This is a genomic window from Bacillus sp. (in: firmicutes) (assembly GCA_017656295.1).
Lineage (GTDB): Bacteria > Bacillota > Bacilli > Bacillales > JACDOC01 > JACDOC01.
Genome location: JACDOC010000001.1, coordinates 202,188 through 215,241, shown reverse-complemented (window position 1 = coordinate 215,241; position 13,054 = coordinate 202,188). Strand labels below are relative to the sequence as shown.

8 protein-coding genes are annotated in these 13,054 nt (G+C 39.9%); 2 read left to right on the top strand and 6 right to left on the bottom strand.

All coding sequences use genetic code 11. The features are described from left to right. Positions 1 to 91: 91 nt before the first annotated feature. Positions 92 to 3,571, bottom strand: a complete 3,480-nt coding sequence (locus H0Z31_01085; protein MBO8176032.1) for a S8 family serine peptidase — start codon at positions 3,569 to 3,571, stop codon at positions 92 to 94. 261 nt (positions 3,572 to 3,832) lie between these two features. Between H0Z31_01085 and secA2 the strand changes: the two genes are divergently transcribed. Next, positions 3,833 to 6,214: an accessory Sec system translocase SecA2 gene (gene secA2, locus H0Z31_01080; GenBank protein ID MBO8176031.1), complete on the top strand. Its 2,382-nt coding sequence runs from the start codon at positions 3,833 to 3,835 to the stop codon at positions 6,212 to 6,214. 39 nt (positions 6,215 to 6,253) lie between these two features. Further along, positions 6,254 to 7,171, top strand: a complete 918-nt coding sequence (locus H0Z31_01075) for an accessory Sec system S-layer assembly protein (GenBank protein MBO8176030.1) — start codon at positions 6,254 to 6,256, stop codon at positions 7,169 to 7,171. A 39-nt stretch (positions 7,172 to 7,210) separates the two neighbouring features. Here H0Z31_01075 and H0Z31_01070 read toward each other — a convergent pair whose 3' ends face one another. The 5 genes from H0Z31_01070 to H0Z31_01050 all read right to left on the bottom strand — a co-directional run bounded on the left by H0Z31_01070 (position 7,211) and on the right by H0Z31_01050 (position 13,050). Next, on the bottom strand, positions 7,211 to 7,558 hold the full coding sequence (locus H0Z31_01070; GenBank protein MBO8176029.1) for a hypothetical protein: 348 nt from the start codon (positions 7,556 to 7,558) through the stop codon (positions 7,211 to 7,213). A gap of 662 nt (positions 7,559 to 8,220) precedes the next feature. Continuing rightward, positions 8,221 to 9,486, bottom strand: coding sequence for an oligosaccharide repeat unit polymerase (locus H0Z31_01065; protein ID MBO8176028.1), 1,266 nt, complete (start codon positions 9,484 to 9,486; stop codon positions 8,221 to 8,223). Positions 9,487 to 9,516: 30 nt separating this feature from the next. Continuing rightward, on the bottom strand, positions 9,517 to 11,028 hold the full coding sequence (gene murJ, locus H0Z31_01060) for a murein biosynthesis integral membrane protein MurJ (protein MBO8176027.1): 1,512 nt from the start codon (positions 11,026 to 11,028) through the stop codon (positions 9,517 to 9,519). Positions 11,029 to 11,042: 14 nt separating this feature from the next. After that, entirely contained in the window at positions 11,043 to 11,750 is a 708-nt protein-coding gene (locus H0Z31_01055; protein ID MBO8176026.1) for a WecB/TagA/CpsF family glycosyltransferase, read from the bottom strand. 25 nt (positions 11,751 to 11,775) lie between these two features. Then, complete coding sequence (locus H0Z31_01050) at positions 11,776 to 13,050, bottom strand: nucleotide sugar dehydrogenase (protein MBO8176025.1); 1,275 nt, start codon at positions 13,048 to 13,050, stop codon at positions 11,776 to 11,778. Positions 13,051 to 13,054 lie beyond the last annotated feature (4 nt).

Genomic DNA, 13,054 nt, shown 5'->3' with positions numbered 1-13,054 from the left:
TATAAACCTTCCATTTGTAATTTCATAGACAACAAGAATTATACAGAAGAAAAAGGCCAAACCAAACGAATTGGTTTGACCTATTATGTTATTATTCTACGTTTACTTTTAATTCATAAGGATTTGTGCTTGCACGGCCTAACGATTCACTCACTTCGATATAATACGTGCCTTTTTTCAGATGTAAGGTTCCTTCTTCCGAGTCACCAGTACCATAGTAATCAAACTCTTGTTGAAGTGTGCCGTTTTGATCATAAATCGCTACTTTTCCGTCTAACGTTTCATCTGTTTTTAACGTAAAGGAAACAACGGCATCTTTAGACAGCGTTAATTGATAGAAATCTTTATCACCGAAGCCAAATCCAGCGTTAAATAATCCTTTCGCGTCGTATTGACCGTTTTTGCCTTTCAATACAATTGGTTTAGAAGGAATATTGTTTGTTACTGTTGAACCAGCATCTTCGTCCTTACCAGTATGGACAAGCAGTTGAATTTGGTACGGTTTAATAGATACTCTGCCCCAATTGTAATTGTACGCCACAATAAAGTAACCGGCATTTTTCTTCACTTTGAATGATTTGTTCACTTCATAGCTCGTGCTTAAATAACTTGGTTCAAAGTACAATGCCTTTCTGCTTTCTTCTTCATCAATGATCATATTTCCGTTCGTGTCCTCAACAATCACTCCGCCAATAATTAATTCGTTTTGTAATGATTTTGGCATATACATTTTATCTTCTTTGGTCAGCTTCTCAGGTGTGATTTGTAAGCTTAGCAATCCTTCTTCATCTCGATGTTTGTAGTAATAGAAATCAATATCGTCTTGATAAATGAAATAGTTCTCGGTTGGTGCATGTAAATTTAATGTTTTCGCACGGATCATCTCATTTTCATCCGTATCCTTTTCTTCTGGAATTGTCATTAGTTTTTTGGATTGAATGGTATACGGTTCTGTTGAGAACGATCCATACGATTCGTTGACGACACGGAGGACATACGTCTTGTCTTTTTCTAAAGCTACTGCTTGTTTTAATTCTTCATTATTCAAACCGCCATATAAGTAGAGATAGTAGTAGATAGAAATATCAGCAATCGGAATTAAATCATTATGTTTTTCATCGTATTCAAACAGCGTTGCCCATAGGAATTGATTTTCCCCAGCTTCAATCCCTAACTCATAAATGGCGTCAGATGGGGCCGTAAAGATGAAATGGTCTTCATCCCAAGCTTGTTGGAAATAAGCGCTTGTTTCTTGACCGATTTCATATGGAACGGCGTTCGACATAATCATATTGACTCGCTCTGGTTCCATATAGTTCCAGTACATCTCTTCTTCATCTGATGACGCGAATGTTTCAAATTGTTCCCGTTTCTTTTCTTTATACTGTTCCTCTGTGATATCTCCTTCAATAAATTTTTCTTCCAACATGCCATATTCCATTGGTATTCCGTCTTCATCAGGTGGTAACTGAAGGACATCAGCTGTCAATGTATACGGAATGTTTGATTGGCGAGTTGACATGTCTGGGAAGAGCCCATTATAGAACGGATCAAAGAAGAAATAATTTGATTCATTGGATACTTCTAAAACGTATTCGATGCCAGGCATCGCTTCAAAGACAAGTTTTTCTCCCTCACCAATCCCTCCTTGGTTCGCTTGCCCAATCGGATATGGCCCATAGAACTCATAAGGAGGCAAATCCTCAGGATATTCCATCTCTAAATCTTCTTTAAAGTAAACCGCTAATGAGGCATTCACCCCAGGAATGGCGGTAAGGTCAAATGAAATCAGTTGAGGTGTATCAACCGTAAAGGTGAAGTAGTCTTTATCGCTCTCATGATCTGTAGACGCTAACGTAAATGGACCGTTTTCATCTTCACTAGAATTGTACGGTATGGCTAGTGGCATTAGATTCTCTTTAGATGCTTCATCTACTTGTAATTCGGTCACCTTTTCTGCCGTAAATGTATAGGTTGATTTTCCGCTTGTACTGTAGTTTCCGTTCGCATCCTTCACACCAATAACAAGCGTTCCGTCTTTTTCTGCTTTATATAAATATCCTTCGGTAGCCCCCGCTTTTACGTCATTGACTTTCAGCGGTTTGATTTCTTTGTCTTTTCCATTAGACGGATAGAAATAAAACTCCATGGCGTAATCGTATTTTTTAGCACCTTCAAGTACGGTTTGTACGTATTCGCCTTTTTGTAAGTCGATTTTATACCAATGAATCTCTTCTGGTTGGGCAAAAACCCCTTTTTTCACTTGTGGTCCATCTTCAGATAGTTTTTCTGCAAGCGAGACTAGGTCGTCTTCATTATAATCATACCTTTTCGGTAATTGACTGATATCATATTGCAACGCTTTGACTGGGTTGACTAAGCCGTTGGCATATTTTAAGTCATACCCTTTTTCTCCTAAGTCGGTTGCCGTCCGCTCTAAAATCGCTTCTACTTCATACGGTTTTAAGTCTGGATACTTTGATTTTAATAATGCGGCAACTCCCGCAACCACTGGAGACGCCATAGATGTCCCGCTTAACTTTTCAAATGCTGAACCACCTTTTAAATAGTCGTAAACCGTGTTGTAAATCGCTTCACCTGGTGCCACGAGATCAACGGATGGTCCATAGTTCGAAAACTCCGCCAGTTCATTTTTATCATTCGTTGCTCCAACACTAATAACTCCTTCATAGGATGCAGGAATCGAATACTCATCCCATGATTCGTTACCAGCTGCGGCAACAACGGTTACACCAGCGTCAATCGCCCTTTGAACCGCCTCTTCAAGGACAGGAGAATTAAAGTAACCCCCAAGGCTCATGTTAATCACATCGGCCCCATGTTCAACGGCATATAGAATCGCTTCCGCAATCACATAGTCGCTGGCTCCCCATGCACCATTAAATACGTCAATTGGTAAAATTTTAGCTTTCGGGGAAATGCCGTGTCCTCCTACACCGTTATCAGCGGTAGAAGCAATAATACCGGAAACATGTGTTCCATGAACATCTGTAAACGTAGCGTTTGCCGGTTCCACCGCATTGTATGGTGGCAATACTTGTGCTTTAAGGTCAGGGTGATTGAAGTCTATTCCTGTATCGATGACCGCTACCGTTACTTCATGATCACCAGCAAGCTCTAACGCCTTATCAATTTGTAATAAATCAAGATGATACATTTGATCTTTTTTTGGATCACCAAATCCAAGTTGCTTGTATGTAACACTAGGTTGGACGAGCGTTACTCCATCCTGTTGGGCATAGTAACGCATGACATCTTGCATTTTTTGTCCTTTGGAAAGTTGAACGACGTCATATCCTAACGCTGGAATGGAACGAATGACCTTTGTTCCAGCTTTTCGATGAATCGTTCGTGACAACTTCGATTCATACTTCACAATTAGCGTATCCGTACTCAGTTGTTCCTTCATTGTTTCTTGTTGTTTTTTGTACGCCGCCATCTTTTGTTCTTTTTCGCCTTTGAGCAACTCTTTTAATAAGTCTGGTTGTTTAAGAGTTTTTTCTTTTTCCAATGGACTAAATTCGGCTGCAGCTGCAACTGTAGGTACCATTAATGCAGCGGAGGCACTAATGAGGGCACCTTTTTTTACCCATTTTTTCACAATACCCCTCCTAAAAAAATTTCCGTCACTTTTATATAACGGATAAAAATAGAAAAAGTTTCATATTTTTCTATTTTTTATTAAAACATATATTTTATTATTGGTAAATACTTCCTTTGGTATCTTTTCTTTCAAATAATGAAAGTCTTCGGAAACAGTGCTATACTAAAATTTGATGCAAAAGGAATCATTTGTGAGGAGAGGCTATTTATGCTTACGTTAATTAAAAACATAGTAGGAAACTCGCAAGAACGGAAACTTAAAAAATATGAAAAGATTGTTCATGAAATAAATAGACTTGAACCTGAGATGGAAAAGCTTTCAAACGAAGAGCTTCGACATAAAACGATCGAATTTAAAAATCGATTAGCGAACGGAGAAACGATTTTTGACATCCAAGCAGAAGCGTTTGCCGTCGTTCGTGAAGCTGCTAAACGGACGCTCGGTATGCGCCATTTTGATGTTCAGCTGATCGGTGGACTTGTCTTAGCTGAAGGAAATATTGCTGAAATGCCAACCGGGGAAGGAAAAACGTTAGTCGCCTCCCTTCCAAGCTATTTGCGTGCGTTAGAAGGAAAAGGGGTTCACGTCATTACGGTCAACGAATACTTAGCACGTCGCGACCGTGACCTTATTGGACAAATTCACGAATTTTTAGGGCTAACGGTTGGACTGAACTTACCGCTCATGCCACCGGAGCAAAAGAAACTCGCCTATGAAGCAGATATTACATATGGAATCGGTAACGAATTTGGTTTTGACTATCTTCGGGACAATATGGTGTATGATCTTCGTCAGCGTGTCCAACGACCGTTCCATTACGCCATTATTGACGAAGTAGACAGCGTTCTTATTGATGAAGCGAAAACACCGCTCATTATTGCGGGGAAAACCGGAGTAAGCTCCGAATTAAGCTATTTATGCGCCCGCATCATTCGGACGTTTAAAGAAGGGGTCGACTATATTTACGACATTGAAACGAAGACGGTTAATTTTACTGACGAAGGAATTTCGAAAATTGAACGTGGATTCGATATTGATAATCTGTACGACGTTGAGCATCAAACGCTTTATCACTACGTCATCCAAGCGTTACGAGCACAAGTGATGTTCCAACGGGATGTCGATTATATTGTTAAAGACGGAAAAGTGCTGCTCATCGATATGTTCACTGGACGCCCGATGGAAGGTCGTACGTTAAGTAACGGTCTTCATCAAGCCATTGAGGCGAAAGAAGGGCTTGAGGTGACTGAAGAAAACAAAACCCAAGCATCCATTACGATTCAAAACTTCTTCCGTCTGTACCCAACGCTTGCAGGGATGACCGGTACTGCGAAAACAGAAGAAAAAGAGTTCCAAGAGCTATATGGTATGGATGTCATTCAAGTTCCGACGAATAAACCGGTGATTCGAAAAGACCTTCCAGACAAAGTGTTTATCTCGATAGACGCCAAATACAAAGCAGTGGCGAAAAAAGTGAAGGAAATTCATCAGACGGGGCAACCGGTCCTTGTTGGAACAACGTCCATTTTACAGTCGGAAAAAGTCGGAGAATATTTGAAAAAAGAAGGGCTTTCGTTTGAGCTGTTAAACGCGAAAAGTATCGAACAAGAGGTCCAACTGATTTCACTTGCCGGTCAAAAAGGACAAATTACTGTCGCAACCAACATGGCCGGGCGCGGAACAGACATTATGCTTGGGGAAGGGGTTAAAGAATTAGGTGGCTTGTTCGTGCTCGGTACTGAACGACATGAATCGCGCCGGATCGACAATCAATTAAAAGGTCGCTCCGGTCGTCAAGGGGACCCAGGAGTTTCGCAATTTTATATTTCCCTTGAAGACGATATGTTTAAGCGTTACGCCAGTGAAGACTTAGAAAAATTGAAACCGTCCCTTAAAGTAGCCGATGACGGGGAAATTTTAAACAAAGACATCTTAGAGTTTGTCGACCGCGTGCAGCGTATTTGCGAAGGAGTCAACTTCTCGATTCGTGAATACAACTTAAAACTAGATGATGTCTTAAGCGTACAGCGTAACACCATTTACGATTTACGAAACAAGCTGCTCAAGTCCGATGATCTTTTAACGATTACGAAAAAAATGATTACGTCTTACGTGGATGCTGAATTTGATCGGACGTGCCCTGACGATGAAGAACCAGAAGCTTGGAACTTAAAACACTTAAGTGAGCAGTTAAATAAAGCGATTCCGTTTGCAAACTTTTCGTTTGAAACGGACGAGTTGGATAAAAAAGAAATGAAGAAAATCGCTCAGAAACAATTAGACAAATATCTAGAGCTATTAGAAAGATATTTAGACACAGACAGCACTGTCCAATCCGTAAGACGTTTCTTGCTGAGTGTAACCGATCATCACTGGCTGCAACATATTGACGCGATGGAAAAATTGAAAGAGGGAATTGGTCTTCGCAGCTATAGTCAAGAAGATCCGATGCGTCAATATCAACGCGAAGGATTGGAACTATTCACTTACATGTATTATCAAATCGAACGGGACGTTAGCCATCAAGTCGGAAACTTAATTTATTCGTTAGAAATGGAACGAAAACAAGAAGAGGAGAAAGGGAACTAGAGGATTGCTCTATTCCCTTTCCTTTTAGGAGGTATGAACATGCTACGCTTTTTTAAACGAAGAGAAGATCAATTAGTGAAGCAAGGACAAGATAGTACCATCGAATCAAATGAACTGTTAGAAGAAGAACAAAGCACGAATGGTAATGAATCAAAAGCAGTGAAGACGAAATTATCGTTTCATCCTGATATGCAAGTGAGTCCAGAAGAAAAGTATTATTTTCAGTTTTTAAATAACGAACTGACACCGTTAAAGGAAAATCAGCTCTCGATAGCTGGTGTTGAGCTTAAGAAAGTGAACGAAAGCGTCATCGTGACGGCCTTCGTTCGAAATAGTTTACCAAAAGCGATTAAGCTCGGTGTCACTCCGCTTCTACTTATTGGACCAGACGGGGAAAAGCTTGGCCGTAAAGTGTTTGACTTGTCCGTGTTAGGGGAAATTCCTGCCGAAAGTAGTCGACCATGGCAGTTTGTTTTTGAAAAAGAGCATTTATTGGCTACGGAGTTTCCGCAAACCGATTGGAAGCTAGCGTTTGAATTGCAACCGAAGAAAAAGCCTCATACTCTCGACCTAGAAGAAAGCTGGGAAAAAAGCTTAGCCGATACGGAAAAAGAAAAGCTAGAGGAACTGGTGAAAAATTTAACGCCGCCAAAGCCTGGTGAAGTGAATTTCATGGGGATTCAATCCCAATTCGATTCGGAAGGCAATCTCCACGTTTCACTACTCATTCGAAATGGTAGCCATAAGCATCTTACAATACAACAATTACCTTTAATGGTTTATGACGCCAAAGGAGATGTTGTTGCCAAAGGTGGTTTTAAGTTAAATGATTTAGTCGTGAAAGCCAATACAAGTAAACCTTGGACATTTATTTTTCCAAAACAGTTGGTGTTAAAAGAACATCCTGACCTTTCTTCTTGGAAAGTAGCACCGGTTCAGCAAGTGGAGCAAAAGTAACTACATGAAATTAGGGCTGGCTCGTATAATGGAGTCGGCCTATTTGTAATTTCTAGCCATTTTTTTAGTAAACTGAATATGTTTTGCAGTTTGTACCTTATGTTTTGCAGTTAGCGCAATTTGTTTTGCAGTTTCTACCTGTTGTTTTGCACTTTGCACAATATGTTTTGCACTTTCTTCCTCTGGTTTTGCACTTCGCACAATATGTTTCGCACTTTCTCCTCTGATTTTTGCACTTCGCACAATATGTTTTGCACTTTCTTCCTCTGGTTTTGCACTTCGCACAATATGTTTTGCACTTTCTTCCTCTGGTTTTGCACTTCGTACAATATGTTTTGCACTTTCTTCCTCTGGTTTTGCACTTCGTACAATATTTGCAGTTTTCACATTATTAATTATCTGATAGTATTTTTATCCTACTTCTTCAGTTCCAAAATAAAAAAGACCGCAGCTACTAGCTACGGATCTGTTTCTTGATGGTACATTTATGAGAAAAACTTCTTCTTTATGAGCAAAACTCTATCATTTTGAACAATTCTTAAGCTTTTGCAATTCTCGGGGCTCCGATTTTTATGGAAAAATTCTAATGTTACGAGCAACCCTTCCTCTTTATGAGAAATCATTCGATATTTATGAGAAAAAACTTCTGATTTATGGGAAAAGATCTCAAGTCTATGGGAAAACCCCCGACTTTATGAGAAAAATCAACATTTATAAGCAACTCTTTAGCTTTGTCGGCAACATTCAGCTGCTCCAGAGCAGTATGCAAAATCGGCAGAAAAACTTGGCTGTTGCCAAGTTTTTTCGGCAAAGGAGACTGCCTTCGTTTTTTAAATGTCCCCCATTTAGAGATAAATTTTTACTAACTAAAAAAGAGAAAAGGCATGAAGCCTTTTCCCATCGACCATATGTGAAAAAAGGGAGAAAAACGTTCCGACGTTTTTCAGGGGCTACCAACCGAGATCTTCCTTTTTTCAGATGGATTTACCTATCTGATTATATTTTACCACTATTGGTACTTAATCACAATTATTATTTACATTTCCTATTTATTTAACAATTTCCTTTTCGATGCTTGTAGACACGATGGCATATCCAATCATGAGCAGGAAGACTAAATCGAGTAACCCGGTATGCATGGAAATGGCAAAAATCGTCGTAATAAACGCATAGCCGACTGTTTGGTACGATTTAATACCTGTGTTTCGCATTTGGTTATATAACATCGAAATTAAGAAGCCGTATAAGACAAATCCAATCACAATCGCTACATAGCCTCCCTCAACGTACAGCTGGCCTAAAAACGTTGGGGTCGTTGTACGTCCAGGGCGAGTAATATATTTTCCGTCGTCCACTGATAACGAGTTCACCATACCGGTAACCATCATCCGTGGGGACAACTGCTCACCAGGAAGTACCGTTGAAAAGATCGCTTTGTGTAAATCTCCTTTTAAGTAGCCATGAATTTCTGTATATTCCATGAGCTTACTTAACACAATATGTCCTGTGACACTTTCCGAGTTCAATGCTCGAATCCATTTTGGTGTCTCATTAATTTTTCGTTGAATAATTAAGTCTTCATTCACTTCTTTTTCCGAAAGTTCTACATCCGGACCTTGACGGCTATTAAACTCTTTTGTTTGGTCCTCTGTTACAATACGGAAAAAGCCAAATAAGGAGAACACCACACCTATAACAAATAACGTTGTTAAAAACCATGTTAATTTAATGCGCTTAATAATGTAGTGAAACACGATAAACGATGTAAAGAACATGACGATAATCGGTGTACGGTAGCCCATTAAAATAAATAGAACGAACACAACAAACAAAATGCCGCCATACATGAACTTTTTCTTATTCGTTAAGTCTTTTTCGAGCAAAATACGACGGCACAATAAAAAGATCACTGAAAACCATAAGAACGAGCTTAAAAAGTTTAGCTTTGGATCTAAATTACGACGAACGGATTCGTCGGTAATGCCTACTTGTCCTGTGAACAGCATAATAAGGTAAGCGATTAATCCAATTGCACCTAAAATATATAAAAAGATAAACGTTTTCCCTTTTAAAAAGGACAGCCCAAACCTCGGGAACGTCCAATTTCGCTTATCCGCAATATAGACGGCCGCATAATAGGATAATAACCCCACAAAAACCGGTCCCCAAACATTTTCCTTCACTTCAAAATATTCAAATCGATGGAAATCGAATAAGCTCGTGAAAAAGTAGAGCAACAAGATAAAAGGAAGAAAAAAGTAAGGTGAAAACGTATCTAATTGGTTTATTTTCGAAATAAATGCTAGCTTTTTCATAACGTTTTGAGCCTCTTTCCTAGAAGACGCTTATTTCCCTCCTTTGGACAATAATTCTTTCAGGGATTGACTACGAAGTACGAATAATGTGAGGAAATATAGACTTCCACCGATGATCGCCATCACCATGATATACACGGCTGAATGCCATTCGGTTAGCCAACCATATTGGATAAATTGCCATAACAAGATGGTCATAACCGTGACAGCCCCAATAACTTTCCCGTATTCGATAGCAATACGTTTTAAATCGAAGCCGCCGGATATTTTATACAATGTCAAAAATGTCATTGATGAATAAATCAAACCAACAACCGACGCTGACAGGGCTAATCCACTCGGTCCCATCCATTGGGACAAGAAATAGTTCGAAATAATATTGATAACAATTGAAATGAATCCAATGCGCATCATTAAATGCCCTTTTTCAAGGGTATAAAAGCCTTTGGCAATCACGGCTTGGATGCTATAAAACAGAACGGATCCTACATAAAACAATGCAAAGTAACTCGTTTGAGCAGTGGCATTTGCATCGAATGCTCCCCGTTCATAAACGACTTGAATGAGAGGTTCCATTAATAACATCATGCCCGCAATCGTCGGTGCGAGAAAAAGGAACATATAAGAAAGTCCCCGCTCAATTCCTAAGCGGAACAACCTTTCATCTCTATTGGATTGCGCTTGAGCTAAAATCGGAAACACAATCGTGGCAATGGTGACGCCAAAAATCGCTTGTGGAATATTCACGAATCGAAACGCATAGTTTAAATTGGCCACAACTCCTGCCCCAAAATGAGCCGCAAATAACGTATTAACCATCAAGTTAATTTGTCCGACAGCAATCGTCAGTCCAACAGGCATGAAAATCGCATAAAACGCCTTTACTTCTTGGACGTCTAATTTTTGCTTCCAAGCTAACATTTTTCTCGGCGATAAGTAAATCAATTTGATGACAAAAGAAAAAATCGTTCCGACAAGATATCCGATGGGTACAGCATAAATCCCTAGCTGGTCATGGAAAATAATCGCACTGCCAATCGTTGTTAACACGACAATCGTTTGGGAAAACGTCGAAAACGAGAATTTCTTTTGTGCATCAAAGTACCCTTCGTATACGGCATTGACCCCTACAAGGGCGATGGATAAAAAGTAAACGGCTGCTGTCCACCCTGCGACTGCAAAGCCGTGTTCATATTGCCCGAATTCAGGATATAAAACACGGACGAGCCAAGGAGAAAGAAGGGCCCCAATGATCGCAATGATAAAACTAATCCAAAACGTCCCTTTGACGATATTGGTTAAATGGGAAAAACCTTTACCGAGACGATCATATTTGTAATAACTCGGAAGAAAGGCATCCTTCATTCCGGTTAGCATAAATAAAATGAGGGCATTCGGAATGGTCATTGCCGCAATATAGGCACCTGCCTCATACGAATCACCAAATAATGCGGCTATGACCAAATCCCTCAACATGCTCGAAAATTTCAGAAAAAATGTCGATAGTAAAAACAAAATACTGGCGATTTTAAGCTTCGACATGGTGAGTATCCCTTCTAATCTCGTAACGCTTTAATGATAAATTTCGGTAAAATGAGTTGTCGGCGCCAACGCCACGGTTCTTTCATCAAACGATAAAACCACTCAAGGCCCAGCTTTTGGAAGAGTATGGGAGCTCGCTTAATTCGACCGGAAATGACATCAAACGAACCTCCGACCCCTTGGAAAATGGACGGGGCTAATTCGTTCATATGGTTGACAATCCAATATTCTTGCGTTGGGCTTCCTAAAGCGACAAATAAAATATCTGGGTTGGCCTTATTGATCGCGTCCTTAATGATTTCCTCATTTTTTTCATAGCCGTGCATCGTCCCGACAATTTGGATCCCAGGGAATTTCTGCTCTAAGCTTTTTTTCGCTTCTTCAGCAACTCCTGGTTTGGCTCCATATAAGAAAATCGTCTTTCCTCGGTTGGCAGATTCTTCGCACAGCTTAAGCATCATATCAATTCCAGTCACTCGTTGACGGATACGTCCTCCTTTTAAAATGGAGGCAATGACGACACCGATGCCATCAGGAATTTGATAATCCGCCCGATTGAGAAGTTGGCGCAGCTGTTCATCCTTCTGCGCCTTCATAATTTTTTCCGGATTAATCGCGACGATAAACGACTTTTTCTTTTGAGCAATATCTTGAAACAATTGTTCCGTTAATTGCTCATACGTTTGGTTACTCACATCTACTCCAAGAAATGTTTCCTTCATTTCATCACCTATTCTGGTCAGACGATTAATTTTTCGTATCTCCTAAAACATTGACTTCAAAGCCTGCTTGCTCCCAACGCTCACGGTCTAAACAGTTTTTCGTATCGATCACAATTTTGCTACGCATATGTTTTGCAAATCGTTCAGGATCTAATGCTTTGAACTTCTGATGGTCCGTTAAGACTAACACCACGTCAGCATGAGCAATCGCTTCTTCTAAATGTTGGGTTTGTTTTGGCAGCTTATTTTCCTTAATGTGTGGATCATAAGCTATATAGTCAATGCCGTACTCTTCTAAATGCTTAATCACTTGAAGGGAAGGACTTTCGCGCATGTCGTCAATGTTCGCTTTAAACGCAAGTCCTAATACCGCTACACGACCATGTTGAATTTGATGCTTTTCTAAAATCGAACGAACTTTATCAGCTGTAAATTTCGGCATCGAATCGTTTGTACGACGCGCTAAATGGATGATTTGAGCTAAATCCGGCTGTAGCTCTACTAAAAACCATGGGTCAACCGCAATACAGTGACCACCTACTCCTGGTCCTGGCAAGTGGATATTGACCCGTGGATGATAGTTCGCTAATTTGATGGCTTCCCACACGTTCACGCCAATTTTTTCGCTAATTTTGGCAAGCTCATTTGCAAACGCAATGTTTACATCACGGTACGTATTTTCAATAACTTTAACGAGCTCAGCTGTTGTGGCATCCGTTAAGTGAATCGTTCCTTTTACAAATACTTCATATAATTCTTTTGTTAGTTGAGCCGATTTTTCGTTAATACCGCCAACAATACGATCGTTGTTGACTAACTCCTCAAATACTTTACCTGGAATGACACGCTCAGGTGAGTGGGAAACAAATAATTCCTCCCCGATTTCTAACCCAGATTTCACGAGCTCTGGAATCATGATATCTTCTACCGTACGAGGAGGAACGGTGGATTCTAAAATCACTAAGTTTCCACGGCGAACGTAAGGAACAATCGACGCTGTGGCTGCACGAACGTATTCTAAGTTCGCTGTTTTATCCTCATTAATTGGTGAAGGAACAGCAATAATAAATACGTCCGCTTCTTCCGGAGTTGTAGAAACCGTTAAGTTTCCAGAATCAATTGCTTGGATTAAACGTTCTTCTAGTCCATTTTCTTCTATATGCAGTTGTTTATTTTTAATCATATTGACCGCTTTTTCGTTAATGTCTACCCCATGAACTTTTACACCATGGTTGGCAAACATAACAGCAGTCGGTAATCCGATATATCCTAAACCTACAACACAGATTTTGTTAAACATAGAA

Excerpts from the sequence above, each read along its gene's own strand:
- secA2 (MBO8176031.1), top strand. The coding sequence starts at position 3,833 with ATGCTTACGTTAATTAAAAACATAGTAGGAAACTCGCAAGAACGGAAA.
- H0Z31_01055 (MBO8176026.1), bottom strand. The coding sequence starts at position 11,750 with ATGAAGGAAACATTTCTTGGAGTAGATGTGAGTAACCAAACGTATGAG.
- H0Z31_01065 (MBO8176028.1), bottom strand. The coding sequence starts at position 9,486 with ATGAAAAAGCTAGCATTTATTTCGAAAATAAACCAATTAGATACGTTT.
- H0Z31_01050 (MBO8176025.1), bottom strand. The coding sequence starts at position 13,050 with ATGTTTAACAAAATCTGTGTTGTAGGTTTAGGATATATCGGATTACCG.
- H0Z31_01085 (MBO8176032.1), bottom strand. The coding sequence starts at position 3,571 with ATGGTACCTACAGTTGCAGCTGCAGCCGAATTTAGTCCATTGGAAAAA.
- murJ (MBO8176027.1), bottom strand. The coding sequence starts at position 11,028 with ATGTCGAAGCTTAAAATCGCCAGTATTTTGTTTTTACTATCGACATTT.
- H0Z31_01075 (MBO8176030.1), top strand. The coding sequence starts at position 6,254 with ATGCTACGCTTTTTTAAACGAAGAGAAGATCAATTAGTGAAGCAAGGA.